This window comes from Pseudonocardia endophytica, from assembly GCF_004339565.1.
Classification (GTDB): Bacteria; Actinomycetota; Actinomycetes; order Mycobacteriales; family Pseudonocardiaceae; genus Pseudonocardia; species Pseudonocardia endophytica.
In genome coordinates this window covers 2750002-2772047 of the sequence record NZ_SMFZ01000002.1, presented here as the reverse complement: position 1 = coordinate 2772047, position 22046 = coordinate 2750002, and the positions used below count along the sequence as shown (strand labels likewise).

Here is a 22046-nt window from a genome sequence, read left to right as displayed (position 1 = left end):
CTACGAGAAGGTACTGGAAACGTGACCGGAGGTCGAGCGGGTATGACGGGCGGGAACGGACGGCGGCCCTACCGCTCGGACCTGCGGGCCCGCCAGGCGCGGGAGACACGTCGCGCCGTCGTGGCCGCGGCCGCCGACCTGTTCGTCCGGCACGGCTACGCGGCGACGACGCTGGATGCCGTCGCCGACGCCGCGGGCGTGAGCCGCAAGACCGTGTTCAACGCCGTCGGCGGCAAGCCGGCGTTGCTGAAGCTGGCGTGGGACCAGTCGCTGGTCGGCGACGACGAGCCGGTCTCGATGGCCGACCGTCCCGCCGTCGCGCAGATCGTGGCGACGACCGACCCGGCCGAGGCGGTCGCCTCGTGGGTCGACCTGATGATCGAGGTCGCCGAGCGGGCGGCGGGGCTGGCCGGGGCGGTGGTCGCCGCCGCCGACACCGACGCGGACGCCGCGGCGCTGCTCGAACGGTCCGCCACGGAGCGCCTGGTGGGCGCCAGGGCGTTCGCCGGCCACCTGCGGGCGATCGGCGGGCTGCGCGACGATCTGTCCACCGAGGACGCGGCGGATCTGCTGTGGGCGTTGAACGAAGGCGCCGGGTACCGGCTGCTCGTCCTCGAGCGGGGCTGGAGTGTTCCGGCGTTCCGGGAGTGGATGGTCCGCGTCGCGCGGGCGTCGGTGCTCGGGCCGTAGATCTCCGCACCCACCCCCGCGCGAGACGGATGCTGGCGGGAACGCGTACCGATGACAGATACTGCGCCGCAACTGCGGTGGTGATCTTCGAGGGGGCGGTCATGCCAGGGACGCGAGCGCGACGGATCGGGGTCGCGATGGCGGGCGCGCTGGCGGTGGTGCTCGCCGGCTGTGGACAGACCGCGGCGCCTGCCACGCCCACGCACGTCGTCACGGACGCGACCGGAGCGCAGGTCACGGTGCCGGTCACGGTGAACCGGATCGCGGACGCCTGGCCGGCACACAACGAGGTCGTCCAGATGCTCGGGTCCGGCGACAAGATCGTCGCCACCGTGTTGAAGCGGGACGCCGCGCCGTGGCTCTACGTCGTGCAGCCCGCGCTCGCCAACGCGCAGACCACGTTCACGAACTCGACCGTGAGCACCGAGCAGCTCGTGCAGACCCGCCCGGACGTGCTGTTCACCGACAAGAGCACGCAGATCGCGTCGAAGGCCGGTGAGCTCGGGATCCCGACCGTACAGCTCGGCTTCCAGACCTACCCGGACCTGAAGACGATGGTCACCGGAACGGCCGACGTCCTCGGCGGCGACGCGCGCACGCAGGCGCAGGCCTACAACGACTATCTCGACCAGGCACTCTCGACGGTCACCGCGCGGACCCGCGACCTGCCGGAGGCGAAGCGCCCGAGCGTGCTGCACGTCTACTCGTTGAACCCGCTGGTCGTCGACGGCACCGGGAGCATCATCGACGAGTGGATCAAAGCGGCGGGCGGTCGGAACGCGGCCGACGTGAAGGGCAACGTCAAGCCCGTGTCCGTCGAGCAGGTGGCGCGCTGGAACCCGGACGTCGTGATCCTGGCCAACAGCGCGTTCGTCGCGAACGACACCGGCGCCCAGACCGTCGCGACACTGCGCGCCGACCCGTTCTGGAGCACGCTGCCCGCCGTCGCGCAGGGCCGGACCGTCGTGAACCCGACGGGCGGCTGGCACTGGGACCGCTACGGGATCGAGTCGGCGCTGCAGCTGCGCTGGGCCGCGAAGACGCTGCACCCGGAGCTGTTCGGTGACGTCGACATGGTCGCCGAGACCCGCGGGTTCTACGGCCGGTTCCTGCACCACCCGCTCACCGACGCCGAGGCCAGGCAGATGCTCGACGCCCGCGATCCCGGATGAGCCGTGCGTGGCTGGTGCCCGCCGTCCTGACCGTCGTCCTGGTGGCGGCCGTCGCGGCGTCGTTCGCGCTCGGGGTGGCCGGGTACCCGCCGGGCGTCGTGTTCCGCGTGGTCGTCGACCACCTCGGAGGCCCGCCGTCCGGCGTCGCCCCGGTGGACGACGCGACGGTGTGGCTCGTGCGGATGCCGCGGATCGTGGCCGCCGTGCTCGTCGGTGCCTCGCTGGCCGCGGCCGGCGCCGCCTACCAGGCGCTGTTCCGCAACCCGATGGTCTCCCCCGACCTGCTCGGCGCATCGGGCGGTGCGGGGGTCGGCGCCGCGACCGGGATCCTGCTGGCGTGGAGCGCGGCCTCGATCCAGCTGGCCGCGTTCGTCGCCGGACTCGCGGCCGTCCTGCTCGCCTACGCGATCGGCTCCGTGCTCGGCCGGGCGGGCGACGCGACGCTGACGCTCGTGCTGAGCGGGATCGTCGTGTCCAGCCTGTGCTCGGCGTTGATCTCGCTGACCAAGTACGTGGCCGACCCCGACAACACGCTGCCGCAGATCACGTTCTGGCTGCTGGGCGGGCTGGACTCGGTGAGCGTTCGTGGCCTGCTCCCGATCCTCGCCCCGATCCTCGTCGGGCTGGTGCCGTTGCTCGTGCTGCGCTGGCGGCTGACCGTCCTGTCGATCGGCGACGACGAGGCGCGCTCGCTCGGCGTCGACCCGCGCGTCGTGAAGGGCGTGGTGATCGTCGGGGCGACGCTGATGACGGCGGCGTCGGTGTCCGCGGCCGGGATCGTCGGCTGGGTCGGGCTGGTGGTTCCGCACGCGGCACGGCTGCTCGTCGGTGCCGACGTGCGGCGGATGCTCCCGGTGTCGGCCCTGCTCGGCGCGATCTTCCTGCTGGTCGTCGACGACGTGGTGCGCACGCTCCTGCCGTCCGAGGTGCCGCTCGGCGTGATGACGGCGCTGGTCGGGGCCCCGTTCTTCCTCGTGCTCCTGGCCCGTCGGGGGCGGTCGTGGACGTAGTCCTCGACGTCGACGGCGTGCGCAGCGGGTACGGCGCGACGGAGGTCCTCACCGGACTGTCGCTGACCGTCGCGGAGTCCGAGGTGGTCTGCCTGCTCGGTCCGAACGGCGTCGGCAAGACGACCCTGTTCCGGACCGTGCTCGGCCTGCTCCCGTTGCGCGACGGGCGGATCCGGGTCGACGGCCGGGAGCTCACCGCGTTCCGGCGGCGCGAGCTGGCCCGCACGGTCGCGCACGTTCCGCAGGCCAGGGCGACGCCGTTCCCGTTCCGCGTGCGTGAGGTCGTGCTGATGGGCCGCACCCCGCACGTCGGCCCCGCCCGGTCCCCCGGCCGGGCCGACGAACGGATCGCGGCCCAGAGCCTGGAACGCCTGGAGATCGCCCACCTCGCCGACCGCCCGTTCACGGCGACCAGCGGCGGCGAGCGCCAGCTCGTCCTGGTCGCCCGCGCGCTCGCCCAGCAACCCCGGCTGCTGATGCTCGACGAGCCCGCGTCCGATCTCGACCTCGGCAACCAGGCCCGGCTCCTGCGCGTGGTCCGCGAGCTGGCCGACGACGGCATGGCCGCCCTGATGGTCTCGCACGCACCGGACCACGCGTTCGCCGTCGCGGACACCGCCGCCGTGCTCGCCCCGGACGGTGAGCTGGCCACCGGCACGCCGGTCGACGTGCTCACCGAGGACCGGCTGGCCCGCGTCTACGGCAACCCGGTGCGGGTGCTCGCGGGATCGACGCCCGACGGCCGGCGTCTCCACTCCGTGGTGCCGGTGGTGGCGCGGGACCGATAGGCACCGAGCCGGACGGACGAGACGCACGAGCGGGCCGCCGGCGGGAACGGCGGCGGGCGGAACGTCCTACGCCGCCTTGGTGAGCGTGTTGATGCTGACGTGCGGCCACCCGATCCGGCCGGGAAGGCCGTCGAAGCGGGGGAGGAAGTCCAGCATGACGATCTGCAGGTACTGCAGTCGAAGGACCGGCGATCCACCCGGCTGCTCCGGCGCCAGCTCGGAGATCCAGAACGTCGACTTCATCGATGCGGCGTTGGCCTGTTTCACCACGAACGGGATGTTGTGGATGCCGCCGGTGTCGAACGTCGTGTCCAGCTCCAGGACCGTGACCCGAGTGAACGTGACTCCCTGGTTCGCGAGCTCGAGCAGCTTGTGCGGCTCGACGGGGTTGAAGCCGGGGAAACCGGGTGCGTCGGCCGGCACGGTGCCGAAGAACGGGCTGTCGTCGAACTTCTTGTAGGGCGCGAGGTAGCGGCTCGACAGGTCGTGCTCGACGCCGAGCGGAAGCCCGTTCACCGCCGGGATGTCGACGGTGTCGGCCGGGTTGCTCGTCCCCAGCGCGAGAACCGAGTCACCGTGCGGGATCGTCGCGAGCCGGGCCACGTCGAGGCCGTCCTCGGTCAGGTTGGCCATGTTCAGGAAGAGGCCCGGCTCGTGGTGGATGGCAGCCCCGACCGCTCCCTGGAACTGGCTGGCGGGCTCGTCCACGACAGCGACCTGATGGATCACCTGCTCGTAGTCGAGCGTGACGATCCGTTGGTCGGTCTGCTGCCCCGCGTCGACACCACGATTCGGCACGGCCTTGTCGACGAGGTCGAACTTCAGCGTCTCGTCGTACTGATTGAGCAGGAGACGGAAGCCCGGCCCACCGGCGAACGGGAGCGCGATCATGTTCCACCCGGTTCCGTGCCCCTCCCAGGTGCCGGGCAGATCCTTGAGCGGCCCGAGGTCGTCGTCACCCCATTGGGCCGGCTCGACCGTGCGCTCCATCTCCTGCAGACGCGGCAGTCTCCCATCCCACATCGTCATTTCGACCACTCCTCGCCTTCTGCTCGAATTCGTCCGATTTCTCCATTCGGGGCATCACGGAAATGCCCGTCCCGAGCGAGTCGCCACCGCGACGGACGCCAATCCTCCGAGGCGGTGACCGGACAGAACAGCCGTGTCACCCGAGCGGCCGAACCTGTGAATTGATCACGGAGCCCACCCTCGCCACCTGCCCGGACAAGCGTGCGACCGGCCGACGCGCCTGCGGTCGGTCGCTACCGGAACGGACGCGCAATTCATGAAGGTACGCCTTAGAAGAGCAGCTCAGAGGTCCTCACGTTCGACCACGATGACGACTGACCAGATCGCCCGAGCGAGCCGCAGGCAGTCCGCTCGGATTGCCTGCCGGTTCACCACGTCCGCGAATCGCGCTGCGACCCGCTGCACGCGGAGAAGAATAGGCTCGGGTGAATTACCCACTTTTAACGAGAGCTGTTGATCGTGGCATCGCGCAATGGAGACGGAGGTGCTCCGTGCACGGACGTCGGGAAAACGAGATCGCGACGGATTTCGTGACCGCTACGAACGAGCCGCCGATCCGCGCCGCGTACGGCCGGTCACCATCCGGCCGCAACGCCGTAGCGGCGGGACAACCGGGCGAAGGCATCCCGGAGCTCGGGCGGCCCGACGACCTCGATGTCCGCGTCGAAGCGGCCGAGAGCAGCGGCCAACCCCGCCCACGACCACGAGCCGACGACGAGCCGGCAGCGGTCCGGGCCGAGCTCCTCGACCATTCCGTCGCGGCTGTAGGTCGACACGACCGACGCCGGCAGGTCCAGGATCACCTCACCGCGGCACGGCCACCCGTCCGGGCCGCGCACCCCCTGGAACCGCGCCTCGACGAACGCGCCGACGTCGCCGCCGGGCACCTCCCGCGGGGCGAAGCGCGGCCCGTTCGGGATCTTCGGCGTGAGGCGGTCGACGCGGAACGTGCGCCAGTCCGCGCGGTCGAGGTCCCAGGCGACGACGTACCAGCGCCCACCCCACGTCACGAGGTGGTGCGGTTCGGCCCGGCGCGGCGAACCGTTCGGCGAGGCGCCAGGGGCCACGTAGTCGAAGCGCAGCACCTCGCGGGCGTGCACCGCACCGCTCACCGCGACCAGGACCGCGCTCTCCACCTGCTCGGTCGCGGGACCGCGGGAGACGCTCGTGAACTGCAGGGTGTCGATGCGGTGGCGTAACCGGGCCGGCATCACCTGCCGGACCGTCGTCAGTGCCCGGGCGGCGGCCTCCTCCAGGCCCGCCCCGCTGGTGACCACCATCTGGAGCGCGACGGCGAGGGCGACGGCCTGCTCGTCGTCGAACAGAAGAGGGGGCATCGCGGTCCCGGCGTCGAGGCGGTACCCGCCGTCCGGACCCTTCACCGCCTGGACCGGATACCCCAGCTCACGCAGACGGTCGACGTCCCGGCGCACCGTGCGGGGACTGACGGCCAGCCGTTCGGACAGCAGCTGCCCCGGCCAGTCCCGCCGGGCCTGCAGCAACGAGAGCAGAGTCAGCAGCCGCGCCGAGGTTTCCCGCATGAATCTCATGATGCACCGAAGAAGAGGCCAGAAACTGGCCGCTACTCTGGGGAGAGTTCGTCTGCCAGCACGACGAACGACGGAGGACCCGATGACCACCACCGCGACCCTCGACGCCGAGCGCGCCGACCTGCTCGACCAGCTCGCCGAGGCGCGGGCCGCTCTGATCGGCGCGGCCGAAGGGCTGTCCGACGAGCAGCTCGGCCAGACCCCGACGGCCAGCGCGCTGTGCCTGGGTGGGCTGCTCAAGCACACGGCGTCGATGGAGGACAAGTGGATGGACTTCATCGAGGGGGGCGCGGCGGCGATGGGCTTCGATCTGCCGGACGGCGTGTCCTGGCAGGACCTGTTCACCGGGAACGCGACGCCGCCACGGTGGATGACCGACCACGGTGCCGAGTTCCGGATGCAGCCGGACGACGACGGTGACGCGATCCGCGAGCGCTACCGGGCGGTGGCCGAGCGGACCGCCCAGGTCGTGGCGGCCGCACCGGACCTGTCGGCTGCCCAGCCGCTGCCCGCGGTGCCGTGGCACCAGCCGGGTGAGACGCGCAGCATCCGCCGGGTGCTGATCCGGCTCGTGCAGGAGATCTCCCAGCACGCGGGACACGCCGAGATCGTCCGGGAGAGCATCGACGGGAAGACCGCGGGCTGAGCGACGCGATGACGACCGTGACCACACTCGACGCGCGGGCGCTCAACCGCGCCGCGCTGGCCCGGCAGTTCCTGCTGGAGCGTGCCGACCTGCCGGCGCTCGACGCCGTCGCCCATCTCGGTGGGCTGCAGGCGCAGGAACCGCAGGAGCCGTTCGTCGGGCTGTGGTCACGGTTGCGCGGGTTCGACCCGGCGGAGCTGTCCGAGCTGCTCACCGACAGGCGGGTGGTGCGCACGCACCTGATGCGGCGCACCGTCCATCTCGTCACCTCGGACGACGCGTTGGCCTGGCGCACACGGCATGACGCGATGCTCGTCCAGCGCCTGCTCGGCGTCTACCGCGGCGAGCTGTCCGGTGTGGACCTCGGCGACGTGGCCTCCGCGACGCGCGCGCTGATGGCCGACGGCGAGCCGCGCACGATGCCGGAGCTGGGACGGGCACTCTCGGCCAGGTGGCCGGAGCCGGGTGCGCGGGTGCTCGGCGAGGCCGCGGTCGTGCTCGTACCCATGGTGCAGCTCCCGCCGCGCGGCGTGTGGGGCCAGGTCGCCGGCGCACGCAACCAGCTCGTGGCGGACTGGCTCGGGCGCGAGCCGGACCCGCTCGACGCCGCCGACACCGCCGGTCGGGCGATGGCGCTGCGCTACCTCGCCGCGTACGGGCCCGCCGCGTCGGCCGACCTGCGGGCCTGGTGCGGCCTAGCCGGGCTGCCCGCCGCCGTGGCTGCCGTGCGCGACGAGCTCGTCTCGTTCCGCGACGAGCGCGGCCGCGAGCTGCTCGACCTCCCGGACGCCCCGCGCCCGGATCCGGACACGCCCGCACCGGTGCGGTTCCTCCCGGCGTTCGACAACGCGATCCTGAGCTACGACGACCGCACCCGGATCGTCGACGACGCCCACAAGGGACTGTCGGTCAACGGGCAGCGAGCCGTGCTCGTCGACGGCCGGGTGGCCGCGACGTGGACGTCCACTCCGGACGGGTCCGTGACGGTGACCCCGTTGCGGCGCTTCACCAGGACCGACCGCTCCGCCGTCGCCGAGGAGGGACGCCAGGTGGCGGCGTTCCTGTCAGCAGGGGCGGGCACCCGGGTGCGCGTCGAGGCGTCACCCCGCTGAGCGCAGCAGCTCGGCCGTCGTGTCCAGTTGTGGTGTGTCAACCACCACAGGCGTGTCCGGCCCGACCGCCGCTACGGTCTGCTGACGTGGTCACCCTCGCAGGCACCGGCCGCGGCGCCCCGGATGTCGCCGCGCGGCGCCGGATCTACCTCATGCGCCACGGCGCCGTCGCCTACTTCCCCGACTCCGGTGTCGCCGACCCCGATGCCGTCGGGCTCACCGAGGAGGGCCGGAGGCAGGCGGCCGTCGCCGGACGGGCGCTGGATGGCGTGACGTTCGACCGCGTGATCACCAGCGGCATGCACCGGGCCGACGAGACGGCACGGATCGTGCTGACCGAGAGCGGCACCGGCCGTCCGGAGCCGGAACCGGAGCCCGATCTGCGCGAGTTCCACCCCGGACGACCGGACGACGTTCCCGACGACGACCTGTACGAGGCCTTCACGATGGCGTTCCGGGGTCCGGAGCAGCCCTCGCGCGATGCCTCCTATCTGGGCGGCGAGACGGTCGGCGCGATGCTGGACCGGGTGAACGCCGTGATCGACCGCCTGCTCGCCGACGACTGGTCGACGATGTTGATGGTGCTCCACGGCGGCGTGAACCGGGCGATCCTCTCCCGGGCCCTGATCGGCAGGGGAACCTATCTCGGCCACATCGAACAGACCACGACCTGCGTCAACGTGCTCGATCTCGACGTCCGCCCGGAGGGCACGGTCTGGCAGGTGCGCGCCGTGAACGTCCTGCCCTACGACCCGGTCCCGGCGGGCCCGCGACTGTCCACGGTGGAGGAGCTGGTGATCGAGTACCGGTCGCTGCGCGACGGGCAGGCGACCCGCACCTGACCGGCGACACCGGGACGACCCCGGATCCCGGCCGGGCCTACTCGTGGGCCCCCACCGCGGGGGACATCAGGACCGCGTCCTCCGGCGGGATGTCGCCGATCGGGTCGCCGAGCTCGAGCACGACCCAGACCTTCCAGTGCGGGTGCCAGATCGCGAGCGGGGGTTGGAACGTGCCTGTGGAGGAACCGAGGCTCGGCGCCCACAGCACGGGCGGCGGGCCGGGGACCGACCCTCTCGGCAGCGATCCGGACGGAAGATCGGTCATGGCATTCCCCTCGTCGACGCCGTTAGCAACCGTGGGCTACCCGTCGATCGCGGCCGGAGAAACGCGATTCCCGAGATCGTCGAAACTGCAGGAGAAATGGTGAAGATTTTCGGGTCAGACGGAGCAGGGCGCAGGGGCGAACGGGCGATTCCGATGCGCGCCGGTGCGAATGCGCATTCATCTGCAGTGTGCATTCGCATCATGCGCCGACAGCGAACCCGTCACCGTGCGTCGTCGTGGTGATCCGGAGCCCGGCCAGCACGGACGCCGCCTTCGCCGGGTCGAGCAGACGCAGTCCCATGAAGTTGTCGCCCACACTGAAGCCGTCGAGCGCCCATACGTCCTCGTAGGGGATCTTCGTGTGCGCCAGGTGCAGCAGGCTGTAGACGTTGTCCCACGGGCAGGTGCCGGGCTCCGGTCGCCACAGTGCGGCGGCGAACGCCGGGTTGCGGAGCACCACGCCGATCTCGCCGATCGCGAGCACGTTCTTGCGCCCGGTCAGCAACACGACGTCACCGGTGCTGAGTGCGGAGATCCGGCGGTCGTGCACGGCCGTGGCACCCCAGAAATGCGACCACCCGTCGGGATGCAATCGATCCAGATCCGCGCGCTGAGCGGTGGTGAGCGCCGGCCCGTGGAGCTCGTCTCGGAACGGGACCGATCGATCGAGAGTGCGGGCCCAGTTCCGTCGGAATCGGGGCAGGCCGAACGACGGCTGGATGACGACGCGGGGCATCGCGGCCCATCATGCCCGACGGCGACGGGCGACCTAGCGCCGCATCGCGAAACGTCCGGCACCGGTCTCGGAGGCCCAGGCGCCCGCAGGCGGCGTTGCCGCCCTTGCGAAGACGCCCGGTATGAGCTGCGGGCGGCGCCGTGCCCGCGAACGCCTGGATCCGCCGATTCCGGCACCAACGTTGCGCGACACGGCACTAGCGTGGAGCGGTGACCACCGCACAGGCACCCGGATCGCCCGCTCGCAGGCACGTCGTCGCCGGCGTCGCCGTGGCCGTGCTGCTCGCCGTCGTCCTGCTGCTGTGGGCGAAGTGGTGGCCCTACGCCCAGCGCGTCGTGACGCTGGCGGGATCCCACACGTGGACCGGGTCGAACGTGCTCGGAGCGGGCGGAGTCCTGCCCGGCGATCCGCCGAGCTGGCGGGCGGCGACATCGTTCACGACGGCCTACCTGGCGTCCGTCTGGCAGGCCCTCGTCGCGGCGCTGCTGATCAGCGCGGCGGTACAGGCGCTGGTCCCCCGCACCTGGCTGCTGCGGGTGCTGGACCGGCCGGGACGGGTCCGGTCCGCCGCGGCGGGCGGGCTGCTGTCCACCCCGTCGATGATGTGCACCTGCTGCTCGGCCCCGGTCGTGGTGACCCTGCGGCGGCAGGGTGTGCCGGTGTCCGCGGCCGTGGCCTGGTGGCTGGGCAACCCGCTGCTCAACCCCGCCGTGCTCGTGTTCCTCGCGCTGGTCGCGCCGTGGCAGTGGACGACGACCCGGCTCGTCGTCGGGATCGCCGTCGTCGTGGGCGGAGCGGCGCTGGTCGGGTGGATCGCCGAGCGACGGCGGGTGACGGAGGTGACGCCGCCTGCGGACGAGCCTGACGACGGGCGGTCGACCGTGCGCCGGTTCCTCGTCGCCCTGTCCCGGCTGAGCATCGTGCTGGTCCCGGAGTACCTCGTCGTGGTGCTGCTGATCGGCGCGTTCCGCGGATGGCTGTTCCCGCTGGGCGCGGCGAGCGCCGGCGTGCTCGCCGTCGTGGTGGCCGCCGTCGTCGGCACCCTCCTGGTGCTGCCGACAGCCGGGGAGATCCCGGTCCTGCAGGGCCTCGCGCTCGCCGGTGCCACGGCCGGGCCGGTCGGCGCGCTGCTGGTGACGCTGCCCGCCGTCAGCATCCCGGGGATCGTCATGGTGGGTCGTGCCGTCGGGTGGCGGGCGACGGCCGCGACGACCGGGATCGTCGTCCTCGGCGGGCTGGCCGGGGCGGCCCTGCTCACGCTGTTGTAGCGGCCGCCTTCGGGAAGTGCGCCCGGACGGCGGGCCGGGTCGCGGCCCACAGCAGCCCGACGAGCACGACCGCCTGCACGATCTGCTCGACGCGCACCCAGACCGGGTACTGGCCGGACAGGATCAGGTACAGGATGGCCAGCAGGCTCACCACGGACAGGATGATGATCCGGATCCAGGAACGACGCCGTCCCCGGCGCAGGGAACGGATGATGAACGTGTAGACGACGGCGATCACGGCGACCGTCGCGACGCGCGACCACAGACTCGCGGTCAGGCCGGTGCGCACGCCCTCCACGTCGGTGCCGGGAGGCAGATTCATCCGGCCGATCTGGTAATCGACGAGGCTGGTGTGGAACACGACCAGCAGAATCGCGAGCAGTGCCGACAACGCGAGGTTGACCAGCAGCAACGTCACGACGGGGCGGAGCTCGGGTGGTGGGGCGTGGTGCGCGGCGGCGTTCGTCACGCCGAAATCGTCACACCATTCCGCGGATCGGTCATCAATTTTATTCGCGTCGAATGCGCAATTCATCCGGATCGGACGGTCTCGCGCGCGGACCTCGTCAACGTTGGCGATGCCGTCGGGCCGGCCGGACCCCACGCTGTGACGTCCCACCTGCCGACGCCTGGAGGGTCGACCGAGATGACGGCGCTCACCGAGACGGCTGCCCACGCACAGCCCGTGAACCCACCCGTTCCGCCGGCCGTCGACGGCACCGGCGACGGCGGCGTCGAGTCGCGGAATCCGCTGGATCTCGCCAACGGGCACGTCGGCGGGGTGGTACTGGCCGTCGTCTCGTTCTGGGTCGCCGCACTGCTGATACCGGGTAGCGACGGCGGCGCGACAGGACTGCCGGTCGGCTCGTCGGCGGCGAACGGCGTCACCGTGCTCCTGCTGGGACTCGCCGTGGTCCTACCTCTGGTCATCATCGGGATCACCTGGTTCACCCTCGGCCGCAAGAAGATCGACTTTGTCGGGCCGATCGTCCTGTTCCTGTTCTTCCTGCTGCTCACCGCGCTCTGGTGGCTGGCCGCGAGTGGGATCCGGCCGTTCACGTCAGCGATGAAGGTCGCGTTCGGCATCGGGGGGACGGCACTGGGCGCGTTGGCGATCGGCCTGTTGTTGTTCCGGACCCTGCGGGTCGCGGCCTCCCTTCCGGTCGTCGTGCTGTTCATCGGTCTGGTCGCCTTCCCCGGCGCACGCGACGTCGCCGGCGATCTGGGGCCGACGCTCGTCAACTGGATGGGTGGCATCCTCGGCGCCTCCGCCGTGGCCGAGGGTGCGACGCAGGTGGCGCGCGTCGTCCAGCGGGGTGGCGTGAGCAAGGCCGTCGCGGACGGGGCGAAGACCGCGGGCATGTCGCCGGGCACCGCGGGCGACCTCCGCAAGGCGCTGCTCCCGGAGGTCAACGAGCGCCTTCCCGGCGACCTCCGCTAGAGCCCGCCGGTCCCGCCCACGATCCGCGGCAGGAGATCCCCCGTCCCGCCACGAAGGACGACGGCCGCGATGTCGTCGTACGGCGTCGGTTCGGCGTTGACGATCACGACGTCCGCCCCGGCGTCGGCGGCCACCTCGACGAAGCCGGCCGCCGGGTGCACGCCCAGCGACGTCCCGGCCGCGACGAGCACGTCGCAGTTCTGCGCGGCCGCGTGCGCCTTGAGCAGCACCCGGGTGTCCAGCGCCTGTCCGAAACTGATCGTCGCGGACTTCAGGATCCCGCCGCAGTCCGCGCAGGGCGGGTCGTCCTCCCCCGCCTCGACGCGGCGCAGCGCGTCCGACATCGGGGCACGCATCCCGCAGCTCAGGCACACGACGTGGTGCATCGTGCCGTGCAGCTCCACCACGCGTTCCGGCGACGACCCGGCGGCCTGGTGCAGCTCGTCGATGTTCTGGGTGAGCAGTGCGACGAGCTTGCCGGAGCGTTCCAGCGTCACCAGCGCCTCGTGCGCCGGACCCGGGCGGGCCGACCAGACCGGGTGCGCCGACCGCTGCCGCCACGACTCGCGGCGGACCTCCGGGTCGTCGACGTAGGCCTGGATCGAGGACAGCCGCTCGGCGGCCGGGTCCTTCGTCCACACACCCTGCGGGCCGCGGAAGTCCGGGATGCCCGAGTCGGTGGACACGCCGGCCCCGGTCAGCACGGTCACGCCGCGGGCGTGCGCGATCAGCCCGGCCGCCCGCGCCACGTCGTCGTCGGAAACGCTCACCGGGCCACCCTCACACGGCGCGGCCCGGGACGTCAGCCTCCGTGCTCGGCCAGCCAGGTGTCCCGGCGGCGCTTCGACGCCTGGGCCAGCCACGCGTCCTGCACGATCTCGGCCAGCTCGTCGCGGCCGAGCTCACCGATCCGGCTCGCGCGCAGCAGGACCGAGGGGTGCCCGTCGAAGTGCGCCGTGGTGAAGAACGGGGTGGAGTCGTCCTGGACGAGCGCGATCTTGTCCGATTCGGACTCCACCCAGAACACGATCACGTCGGCGTACCGCTCCCCGGTCTCCGGGTCCTTCGCGTCCGGACGCGGCGTGCGGAAGAAGACGAACGACCTGCCGCCCACCTGGTAGACCGGGTTCCCGGAGCTGCCGTGGACGACCGTCACGTGCGGCATCCCGGACGCGAGCTCGTGCACGTCGTCCACCCGGGCCCGTCGCGACCTCGCCATGACGGGCACCGTAGTCAGCCCGACACCGCGCGATCCAGCTCCCGCGCGCCGCACGGCACGGCACGGCCGCCGACGACAGCTCGACGGGCAGCTCCGTGCGGCCGACGCGATCCGACTGGTCAGAGCTCCTTGAGATGCGCGGAGTAGGGAACGTAGCTGAATCCGAAAGGCGTCGGGCTCGGTTCGCGGCGCAGCACGTGCAGGCAGTCCGCGCAGCGCGCCACCAGGCACCATCCGGTGACCTCCAGCAGCGGGTAGCCCTGCACCGCACCGCTCCCGCAGGACGGGCAGGTCTCGTCCAGGTCGGTGCGGGTCACCGACAGCTCGGTCTCGCCCGGCCGTCCGAACAGCATGGTCATGCCACACCTCCGCGGAGCTCGTCGGTGCCCGGCCCGTCCACGGCCAGCGCCGCCGGTTCGGTCTCCGGGTCGCCGGTGACGACGACGCCGTAGTCGCGGCGCGCACCGGCGACGGTCACGTACCCGTCGCGGACGTCGCGCAGCACGGCGTCCGCGTCACGGTCCCAGGCCGCGCCCCAACCGCCCGCGCCCGGCGTGCGGACCCGGAAGAGCGTGCCGGGCCCCGCCGCGACGTCGGCCAGGCCGGACACCCAACGACCCTCGCCGGGCGCGGCGGCCGCGCCGTCGTCGTCGAACCAGCCACCCAGCGGGCGCAGCGGCGGGTCGTCGCCGAGCCAGGACTGCGCCGCCGCCGTCCCGTTGCCGGAGGGCTCGCCGATCCACGCGCCGCCCGGACGTCCCGCGGCGCCACCGTCGGCGCCCCACGGAAGGATTCGCAGGTGCAGCAGCATCGGGTAGACGTCGGCGTCGCCGGCGAGCATCCGGTCGTAGACGACGCCCACGCCGCCACGGTGCTCACCGGGCCCGCCGGTGTCGGCCACGAACTCCTTGCGGAGCACGACGACCGGGTGGTCCTCCTCGATCGACTCGATCGACATGTCCATGATGTTCTGCTGGCTCATCGACACGAAGCTCTCGCCGTCGCCGTCGGAGCTCGCGCCGAACCCGCCGAGGGCGAGCATCGGCGCCACGAACAGCTTCCGGCCGGACCCCGCCCCGTCCTCCAGCACGACCGGGATCGACTGCGTCGCCGCGGCGAGCCGCTCCCCCACCCCGCCCGCGGCGTCCCGGCGGCCCGACGACGGGGCTGAGTCCGTCGTGCCGGTCATCAGCAGGCCCATGTTCGAGCCGTAGTGCCCGCCGAAACCGGCCTGGGCCTCGGTGCCGGACAGGATCGCCTTCGTGACGGCATTGAACACCGCCTCGGCGGCGTCGAAGTACATCGTCGTCGCGGCGGGCGGCCGGGCGGTGACGAACGTGCCCTCCGGCGCGACGACCGAGATGGCCCGGAACGCGCCCGCGTTGTTCGGGTTGTGCGGGTCGCACAGGAACTTGAGTGCGGTGTAGACGCCGTTCGCGGCGTCGAACACGGAGCAGTTCACGCTCGATGCGGCCTCGCGGGTGGTGCCGGAGAAGTCGACCTCCACCTCGTCGCCGCGCTTGCGAACGGTCGTGCGCACGACGTAGGGCTCGTCGTGGAACGCGTCGCCGTCGATCCCGTCCTCCCCGACGAAGTCGCCGTCCGGCAACGCGCGCAGGCCCTCCCGCATCGAGCGGTCGGCGTAGTCCAACGTGTACGCCATCGCGTCGTGCACGGTGGCGACGCCGTGCGTGCCGGCGAGCGCGAGCAGCCGCTCCTCGGCGAACGAGCACGCGCTGTGCAACGCCTGCAGGTCGGCCAGCATGTTGTCCGGCAGCCGGGAGTTGTCGAAGTAGAGGTTGAAGCCGGGCGTGTACGGCTCGCCGCCCGAGAACACCGGGACCCCGGAGATCACGACGCCCTCCTCGAACAGGCTGCGCTTGCGCGTCGAGTAGCCGCCCGCCGTCACGCCGCCCATGTCCATCAGGTGCGCCTTGACCGCGACGCCGCCGATCATCACGCCGTCGGCGAAGACCGGCTTGTAGAACCCGTTGTCGTAGACGTGGTTGCCTCCCTTGAACGGGTTGTTCAGCGCGATCATGTCGCCGGGCCGCAGGTTCTCGATGCCGTACTCCCACAGCATGTTCCGCACCATGAACGGCATGACGCCGGAGAAGTGGGCCAGGCTCTCGTTCATCGCGACGACGTCGAGGTCCATGTCGTCGCGCACGCCCGGTGGCGGGCCGATCAGGGTCACGCAGAAGTCGAACGCGTCCCGGATGATCGGCGAGAAGCTGGAGCGCAGGATGATCCGCCCGGCCTGGCGGACGGTCGCGAAGAACGCGCTGCGGATGATCTCGAGGGTGACGGCGTGCTCGCCGCCGACCGGCTGCTCGCTCATCGGTTCCCCCACGTCACGATCAGGTGCCCGGTCGGGTCGACGGTCGCGGCGTCGCCGTCGTGCAGGACGGTCGTCGCCGTCGGCTGTACGACGAGTGCTGGTCCGGCGACGGCCTCCCCCGCCGCCAGCGCGTCCCGGCGCACGATCGGGATCTCCCGCCATCGACCCCCGAGATGCACCCGTCCGGTCTCCGGTTCCCGTCCGTCCGGTGTGGACGACAGCTCCGGCGCGTCCGGCGTGCCGAGCTCGACGGTCGCGGTCACCCGGGCCATCGTCGCCTTCACGTCCGCGCGGCGGACGGCGTAGCCCCATGTGCGGCGGTGCGTCTCGTCGAAGTTGGCGCGCACGGTGTCGATCGCCGCGTCGTCCAGGGGGCCGGCCGGCACCGGGACGCCGTTCGTCTCCCAGGTCTGGCCCTGGTAGCGGCCGTCCAGCCACCGGGTGTAGCCGATCTCGCCGTCCGTGCCGAACGAACGGGCCGTTCGGGCAGTGCCGGTACTCGAGGGTGCCGTTCGTTCGGGGTCGGGAGGGGTGTCGCCCCTGCTCAGAGTGCGTCCGGCCTCGTCGCGCAGGCGCTGGTAGGCCGCCTCGAGCTCGTCTGGTGACAGCGCGCCGAGCGCCCGCACGACGGGCTCGCCGACGTCGCAGCGCAGGTCCGCGAGCGCCAGCCCGTACGCGGACAGCTCTCCCGGCTGCGGCGGGACGATCACCGACTCGGCGCCCAGCTCCCGCCCGATCCGCGGCCCGAACACCGGCCCGGCCGAGCCGTAGACGTAGAGCCCGAACGTGCGCGGGTCGATCCCGTTGTAGACGGACACCTCGCGGGCCGCCTCGACCATCGCCGACGTCGCGATGTCCACGACGGCCTGGGCGGCGGCCTCCGGCGTCAGCGACAGCGAGTCGGCGATCGGCGCGACGGCCGCGCGCGCGGCGTCCGTGTCGAACTCCGCGTTCCCGCCCATGAACCGGGCCGGGTCGAGGATGCCGAGCACGGCGAGCGCGTCGGTGACGGTCGGCTCGGTCCCGCCACGGCCGTAGCAGGCCGGGCCGGGCACGGCTCCCGCGCTGCGCGGACCGACCCGCAGCGCTCCGCGCCGGTCCACCCACGCCACCGACCCGCCGCCGGCACCGATCGAGTGCACGTCCATCGCGGGCAGGGCGATGATCACGTCGTGCTCCAGCTCGAGCTCGGTGGTGAGCGCGGGCCGCCCGTCGGCGATCACCGCGCAGTCCGCGCTGGTCCCGCCGATGTCCAGGGTGATCAGGTCCGCCTTCCCGATCCGGCGGCCTGCGCGCTCGGTCCCGGTCACCCCACCGGTCGGGCCGGACTGCAGCGTGTACGCCGGGCGCTCGCGCGCCGTCCGCGCGGGCAGCACGCCGCCGTTGGACTGCATGAGCATCAGCGGCCCGGTGTAGCCGGCCTCGGCGAGCCTGCGCTCGGCCCGGTCCAGGTAGCGCTGCACGAGCGGGCCGACGTAGGTGTTCACGGCCGCCGTCGAGAACCGCGGGTACTCCTTGAAGCACGGGTGCACGCCGGTGGACGTCCAGACCGGCAGGTCCCCCGCCACGTCCGCGACGACGGCGGCCGCGCGCCGCTCGTGCTTGTCGTCGGCGTAGGAGTTCAGGAAGCACACCAGGATCGCCTCGACGCCATGGTCGACGAGGAACCGCGCCTCCCGGCGGACCGCCTCCTCGTCGAGCGCGACGACCTCCTGACCGGTCCGGTCGATCCGGCCCGGCACGGTGCGCCGCAGGTGGCGGGGGCAGAACGGGTCGCGGGTGTCGCCGAACGCCCGCTGCCATCGCGGGTTGAACTGGTCCCCGCTCGGGCGCTGGCCGCGGCCCATCGCGAGCACGTCCCGGAAGCCCTCTGTGGTGATCACGCCGATCGTCGCGCCGGTGCGGGTGAGGACGGCGTTCAGCCCGACCGTGCAGCCGTGCAGCACCAGCGAGATCCGCTCGACCGGGATGCCGAGCGCCTCGATCCCGGCGAGGAAGCCCTCGGACTGGTCGTGCGGCGTCGTCGGGACCTTGCAGGTGGTGACCGCTCCGGTGTCCTCGTCGACGGCGACGCAGTCGGTGAACGTGCCGCCGATGTCGATGCCGACGCGGAACAAGCGGACCACCCCATCCTCGTGACGTGTGACACATGCTCGCTTCCCGGCCGGGGCTACGCTATGTCGCGACGACCAACGTCGGCCGCGAGTCGTTGTGCCGGCCACGTATCGAGCCCGGGAGCGGCGATGATCGGGACCGACCTGGGGTGGATGGCCGCGGCGGCGGACGTGCTGCGCGCGTTGAACGCCGACGAACCGCGCGACGCGGTGCTCGGCCGGGTCGCCCGGCACACGTGCGAGCTGGCGCGCGTCGAGCGGTGCTCGGTGATGCTGCTCGACCCCTCCGGCGAGCGGCTCGTCGTGCGCGCCGGGCACGCGCTGACCGAGCACTACCTACAGGACCTCGACGCCGCACACCCGCTGCTCGTGCACCCGGCGGACCACACCTCCGATCTGCCTGCCGCGCAGGCGGTCCGCGAGCGCCGGACGGTCCTGCTGCCGGACGTGACGGCGACCGACACGCTGCAGCCGTGGCAGGAGCTGGTGCGCGCCGAGGGCATCCGGTCGGTGCTCGCCGTCCCGCTCGGGGACTCCGACGGGCCGGTCGCCGGCGTGCTCGTCGGCTACACGACGACCGTGCGTGAGTTCGGCTCCGACGAGCTGGCGCTCGCCGAGCTGATGGCCCAGTACGCCGCGACCGTGCTGAAGACGGCGGACCTGCGCGACGCGGAGCAGCGCACGATCGCCGACCTGCTGCGCGAGCGTGAGCGCCGGGAGTGGGCCGAGCAGCAGGACCGCAACGTGATGCGGCTGCTGCTCGACGACGCCGGGCTCGACGGCGTGCTGGACGCACTGGCCCACGCGCTCGGGGCGTCGGTGGTGCTGGAGGCGCTCGACGGCACGGTCCTGGGCCGCGCCGGCGACCCGGCTCCCGGAGTCCCACCGGCGCCACCGACCCGGACGAGCCGGACCCTCCTGCGTGCGCTGTCCACCGTGGACGACGACCGGCGAGCGGTCCGGTTGCGACCGTCGCGCGGGCGGCGTGCGTGGGTGGTGCCGGTGGCGGTCGCCGACGAGCTGGCGGCCCGGCTGTGGGTGTCCCGGCCCGACCCGGGCTCCGGCTCGGGCGGCGACACCGGAGCAGACACCGAGTGGCCGGACCGTCCGGTGATCGAGCGGTTCTCCCTGCTCGTGGCGCTGGAGCTGCTCAAGCGCAGGCGCGCGGTCGAGACCGAGCTGCGGTTGACCCGCGACCTGGCCGTCGAGCTGGTGAGCGGCACCGGCGACGAGCGCAGCCTGCTCGACCGCGCCCGCGCGCTGGGCCACGACCTGACCCGGCCGCACACCGTGGTGTTGATCCCGGCCGCCGCCTCCCCCGGCACGGCGGCGTTGTCCGGCGGGCTCGCCGCCCGGTCGGGCGCCCGGCCGCTCGCCGGCGAGCACGACGGCGCGCTCGTCGTCCTCGTGCCCGGCGATCCCTCCGGACGCGACACGCTCGCCGCGGCGCTGGCCGCGCTCGTCGGAGACCGGGGGCCGATCGTGCTGGGGCGCACGGTGACCGAGGTCGCCGACTACCCGGTCGCGTGGCGGACCGTCCGCACGGCGCACCGGCTCGCCCGCGACGGCGGCGTGATCGACCTCGACCGGCTGGGCGTGGCCGGGATGCTGCTGGAGACCGGCACGCCGGACGGGCTGCGACGTCTCGCCGACCGCCGCCTCGGAGCGTTGGAGGAGCACGACCGCACCCGGGCGGGCGAGCTCGTGCACACGCTGCGGGCGTGGTTGCGCACCGGCTGTTCGACGACGGACACCGCTCGGGCGCTCCACCTGCACCCGCACACCGTCAGCTACCGGCTGCGCCGGGTGGCGGCGCTCACCGGCACGGATCCGCGCGAGACCGAGGGCGTGTTCGAGCTGCAGGTCGCGCTGATGGTCCGCGACGTGCAGCTTGCGCGGGAGCCCCGGCCGGGCAATAGTTAGGGACATGCCTAACTATTCTGACGTACTGGACGGCGCGTTCGGCGCGCTCGCCAGCCCGGTGCGGCGCCGCGTGCTCGTCGAGCTGGCCAGCGGCCCGGCCGCCGTGACCGAGCTGGCCCGGCCGTTCGACATGGCGCTGCCGTCGTTCCTGCGCCACGTCACGCTGCTGGAGGACGCCGGGTGCGTCGCCACCGAGAAGACCGGTCGGGTCCGCACCTGCCGCCTGCTGCCCGCACCGTTGGAGCGCGCGCAGGGGTGGCTCGGCGAACAGCGCGCCGTCTGGGAGGCGCGCACCGACCGGCTCGAGCGGTTCCTGCGCGAGGAGGACCGGTGATCGACACCGAGCTCGACCTGGAGGTCCAGCGCGTGATCCGCGCGCCGCGCGACCGGGTGTGGCGGGCCTGGACCGACCCGGCGCGGTTCGAGCGCTGGTGGGTCCCCGCCCCGGCCCGCTGCCGGGTGGAGGCGATGGAGCTCGTGCCCGGCGGCGCGTTCCGGACCCTGATCAGCACCGACGACGGCGCCTTCGTCCCGCACATGGACGCGTGCGTACTCGCCGTCGACGACGGCGCGCGTCTGCTGTTCACCGACGCGCTGACCGGCGGGTGGCGGCCGTCGTCGCAGCCGTTCATGACGGCCGAGATCACGCTCGCCGACCATCCCGACGGGACCGCCTACCGGGCCATGGCGATGCACCGCGATCGCACCGACCGCGACACGCACGAGAGCCTCGGTTTCCTCGACGGGTGGGGCACGGTCGTCGCTCAGCTGGCGGACCTGGTGGAGTCGTCGTGAGGCTGACACTGACCCAGTTCGTCACGCTCGACGGCGTCAGCCAGGGCCCGGGATCGTCCACGGAGGACACGACGGACGGTTTCACCGCGGGCGGCTGGCTGGTCCCGCACATCGACGAGGCGTTCGTCGCGCGCGCCTCGGAGTGGCTGGCGGGAGCTGCAGGTGCACGGCAGTGCCCGGCTCGGGAACGCGCTGCTCGACGCCGGGCTGGTCGACGTCGTCCGGCTCGTCGTGGCGCCGACCGTGCTCGGGCAGGGACGACGGCTGTTCAGGCACCCGGCCGCTCCGGCCGGTCTCCGGGTGGTACGTCACGACCTCACGCCGGGCGGGCTGCTCCTGCTGGAGCTGGAGTCGACCGGCGCCGCGCGCCTGGGCGAGTACGACGGGATGGCGCAGTTCACCAGCCCGGCCACCCCGGCGGGAGGCTGCTGCGCGCCAGGAAGTGCCAGCCGGTCCACCACCACAGGGCCAGCAGTGCGAGCCGGCCGACCGTGGTCGACGCAACGGTCGTCGCGACGTCGGAGAACGTCGGGACGGTGCTGCCCGCGCGCCGTCCGAGCAGCTCCAGCACCAGGACCGCGACGACCAGCGCGACGTACGCCGTGACCGTCAGGGCGTAGCCGGCGCTCATCGCCGCACCAGCCACCACCCGGCGACGATCCACACGACGTACCCGGCGAACCGCACGACGGGTTCCACGAAGTACGGGCCGAGCAGCCAGCTCAGCGTCGGGAACGACGGCCGGTCGCCGTACGCGAGCGCACCCAGCTCGAGTGCCGTGATCGCGGCGAAGACGACGAACCATGGCGCGGCGGACCACCGGAGACGTCGCCGGTCTCCGTGCCCGACCGCGCTCCGCGAGCCGGCAGGTATCTGCCGCCCGACGCGCTGCGGGACACCGGAGACCATCGCTGCCAGCGCGACGAGCCCGATCGCGCCGGTCACCGCCGTCGACTCCCACGTGTGGGTCGCGATCGGCGCCGCGAGCGACCCGATCACCACGGCCGCTCCGAGCACGACGAGCCGCGTGCCGGTCGGCGACCCGGCCGGTGCGGACGGGCCGGACGGCGGCTCGGGCATGCCTCACCGTAGCGCCGCGCCGTGA

24 protein-coding genes and 1 pseudogene are annotated in these 22046 nt (G+C 72.7%); 13 read left to right on the top strand and 12 right to left on the bottom strand.

Features of this window, described 5'->3' with window-relative positions:
• Positions 1–42 precede the first annotated feature (42 nt).
• From EV378_RS31715 to EV378_RS31700, 4 genes are all read left to right on the top strand, one after another.
• Entirely contained in the window at positions 43–690 is a 648-nt protein-coding gene (locus tag EV378_RS31715) for a TetR/AcrR family transcriptional regulator (RefSeq protein ID WP_165922579.1), read from the top strand.
• A 101-nt stretch (positions 691–791) separates the two neighbouring features.
• A complete protein-coding gene (locus EV378_RS31710) occupies positions 792–1862 on the top strand; it encodes an ABC transporter substrate-binding protein (protein ID WP_165922578.1) in 1071 nt (356 codons plus the stop codon).
• Complete coding sequence (locus tag EV378_RS31705) at positions 1859–2872, top strand: FecCD family ABC transporter permease (protein WP_132431228.1); 1014 nt, start codon at positions 1859–1861, stop codon at positions 2870–2872. The genes EV378_RS31710 and EV378_RS31705 overlap by 4 nt, the downstream gene beginning before the upstream one ends.
• On the top strand, positions 2863–3660 hold the full coding sequence (locus EV378_RS31700; protein ID WP_132431226.1) for an ABC transporter ATP-binding protein: 798 nt from the start codon (positions 2863–2865) through the stop codon (positions 3658–3660). The genes EV378_RS31705 and EV378_RS31700 overlap by 10 nt, the downstream gene beginning before the upstream one ends.
• Positions 3661–3726: 66 nt before the next feature.
• Here EV378_RS31700 and EV378_RS31695 read toward each other — a convergent pair whose 3' ends face one another.
• A complete protein-coding gene (locus EV378_RS31695; protein ID WP_207908920.1) occupies positions 3727–4689 on the bottom strand; it encodes a heme-binding protein in 963 nt (320 codons plus the stop codon).
• A 575-nt stretch (positions 4690–5264) separates the two neighbouring features.
• A complete protein-coding gene (locus EV378_RS31690) occupies positions 5265–6230 on the bottom strand; it encodes a helix-turn-helix transcriptional regulator (protein WP_207908919.1) in 966 nt (321 codons plus the stop codon).
• Between the two features lie 91 nt (positions 6231–6321).
• Here EV378_RS31690 and EV378_RS31685 point away from each other — a divergent pair, with 91 nt between their 5' ends.
• The 3 genes from EV378_RS31685 (at position 6322) to EV378_RS31675 (ending at position 8839) form a co-directional block, all read left to right on the top strand.
• Positions 6322–6885 carry a DinB family protein gene (locus tag EV378_RS31685; RefSeq protein ID WP_132431222.1) on the top strand — a complete coding sequence of 188 codons (564 nt, stop codon included), beginning with the start codon at positions 6322–6324 and terminating at the stop codon, positions 6883–6885.
• Between the two features lie 8 nt (positions 6886–6893).
• Complete coding sequence (locus EV378_RS31680) at positions 6894–7997, top strand: winged helix DNA-binding domain-containing protein (protein ID WP_207908918.1); 1104 nt, start codon at positions 6894–6896, stop codon at positions 7995–7997.
• 86 nt (positions 7998–8083) lie between these two features.
• Positions 8084–8839 carry a histidine phosphatase family protein gene (locus tag EV378_RS31675; protein WP_207908917.1) on the top strand — a complete coding sequence of 252 codons (756 nt, stop codon included), beginning with the start codon at positions 8084–8086 and terminating at the stop codon, positions 8837–8839.
• Between the two features lie 37 nt (positions 8840–8876).
• Here EV378_RS31675 and EV378_RS31670 read toward each other — a convergent pair whose 3' ends face one another.
• Both EV378_RS31670 and EV378_RS31665 read right to left on the bottom strand, forming a co-directional pair.
• Positions 8877–9104 (bottom strand): hypothetical protein, encoded by a 228-nt coding sequence (locus EV378_RS31670; RefSeq protein WP_132431220.1) that lies wholly within the window; start codon positions 9102–9104, stop codon positions 8877–8879.
• Between the two features lie 199 nt (positions 9105–9303).
• Positions 9304–9654: a 3'-5' exonuclease family protein gene (locus tag EV378_RS31665; protein ID WP_243653855.1), complete on the bottom strand. Its 351-nt coding sequence runs from the start codon at positions 9652–9654 to the stop codon at positions 9304–9306.
• Positions 9655–10049: 395 nt separating this feature from the next.
• On the opposite strand from EV378_RS31665, the gene EV378_RS31660 reads away from it, so the two are divergent.
• Positions 10050–11108: a permease gene (locus tag EV378_RS31660; RefSeq protein ID WP_132431216.1), complete on the top strand. Its 1059-nt coding sequence runs from the start codon at positions 10050–10052 to the stop codon at positions 11106–11108.
• Here EV378_RS31660 and EV378_RS31655 read toward each other — a convergent pair.
• Positions 11095–11712: a hypothetical protein gene (locus EV378_RS31655; protein WP_132431214.1), complete on the bottom strand. Its 618-nt coding sequence runs from the start codon at positions 11710–11712 to the stop codon at positions 11095–11097. The genes EV378_RS31660 and EV378_RS31655 overlap by 14 nt on opposite strands.
• Before the next feature lie 81 nt (positions 11713–11793).
• Here EV378_RS31655 and EV378_RS31650 point away from each other — a divergent pair, with 81 nt between their 5' ends.
• A complete protein-coding gene (locus EV378_RS31650; RefSeq protein ID WP_132431212.1) occupies positions 11794–12549 on the top strand; it encodes a hypothetical protein in 756 nt (251 codons plus the stop codon).
• Here EV378_RS31650 and EV378_RS31645 read toward each other — a convergent pair.
• The 5 genes from EV378_RS31645 to EV378_RS31625 form a co-directional block, all read right to left on the bottom strand.
• Entirely contained in the window at positions 12546–13319 is a 774-nt protein-coding gene (locus EV378_RS31645; RefSeq protein ID WP_243653854.1) for an SIR2 family NAD-dependent protein deacylase, read from the bottom strand. The genes EV378_RS31650 and EV378_RS31645 overlap by 4 nt on opposite strands.
• A gap of 32 nt (positions 13320–13351) precedes the next feature.
• Complete coding sequence (locus EV378_RS31640) at positions 13352–13768, bottom strand: MmcQ/YjbR family DNA-binding protein (RefSeq protein WP_132431210.1); 417 nt, start codon at positions 13766–13768, stop codon at positions 13352–13354.
• A gap of 119 nt (positions 13769–13887) precedes the next feature.
• A complete protein-coding gene (locus tag EV378_RS31635; RefSeq protein ID WP_132431208.1) occupies positions 13888–14127 on the bottom strand; it encodes a hypothetical protein in 240 nt (79 codons plus the stop codon).
• Positions 14124–16109, bottom strand: coding sequence for a hydantoinase B/oxoprolinase family protein (locus EV378_RS31630; protein WP_165922577.1), 1986 nt, complete (start codon positions 16107–16109; stop codon positions 14124–14126). Before EV378_RS31630 ends, EV378_RS31635 begins: the two co-directional genes overlap by 4 nt.
• A complete protein-coding gene (locus EV378_RS31625) occupies positions 16106–18235 on the bottom strand; it encodes a hydantoinase/oxoprolinase family protein (RefSeq protein WP_165922576.1) in 2130 nt (709 codons plus the stop codon). Before EV378_RS31625 ends, EV378_RS31630 begins: the two co-directional genes overlap by 4 nt.
• Before the next feature lie 117 nt (positions 18236–18352).
• Between EV378_RS31625 and EV378_RS31620 the strand changes: the two genes are divergently transcribed.
• From EV378_RS31620 to EV378_RS36965, 4 genes and pseudogenes are all read left to right on the top strand, one after another.
• On the top strand, positions 18353–20146 hold the full coding sequence (locus EV378_RS31620) for a helix-turn-helix domain-containing protein (RefSeq protein WP_165922575.1): 1794 nt from the start codon (positions 18353–18355) through the stop codon (positions 20144–20146).
• A gap of 4 nt (positions 20147–20150) precedes the next feature.
• A complete protein-coding gene (locus tag EV378_RS31615; protein WP_132431200.1) occupies positions 20151–20480 on the top strand; it encodes an ArsR/SmtB family transcription factor in 330 nt (109 codons plus the stop codon).
• Positions 20477–20941 (top strand): SRPBCC family protein, encoded by a 465-nt coding sequence (locus tag EV378_RS31610; protein ID WP_341540457.1) that lies wholly within the window; start codon positions 20477–20479, stop codon positions 20939–20941. The genes EV378_RS31615 and EV378_RS31610 overlap by 4 nt, the downstream gene beginning before the upstream one ends.
• Before the next feature lie 162 nt (positions 20942–21103).
• Positions 21104–21187, top strand: a pseudogene (locus EV378_RS36965) (dihydrofolate reductase family protein); the annotation flags it as partial.
• A 151-nt stretch (positions 21188–21338) separates the two neighbouring features.
• Here the strand turns inward: EV378_RS36965 and EV378_RS36595 are convergent.
• Both EV378_RS36595 and EV378_RS31595 read right to left on the bottom strand, forming a co-directional pair.
• Complete coding sequence (locus tag EV378_RS36595; RefSeq protein ID WP_132431199.1) at positions 21339–21572, bottom strand: DUF6186 family protein; 234 nt, start codon at positions 21570–21572, stop codon at positions 21339–21341.
• Positions 21569–22021, bottom strand: coding sequence for a hypothetical protein (locus EV378_RS31595; protein ID WP_132431197.1), 453 nt, complete (start codon positions 22019–22021; stop codon positions 21569–21571). Before EV378_RS31595 ends, EV378_RS36595 begins: the two co-directional genes overlap by 4 nt.
• Positions 22022–22046: the final 25 nt, after the last annotated feature.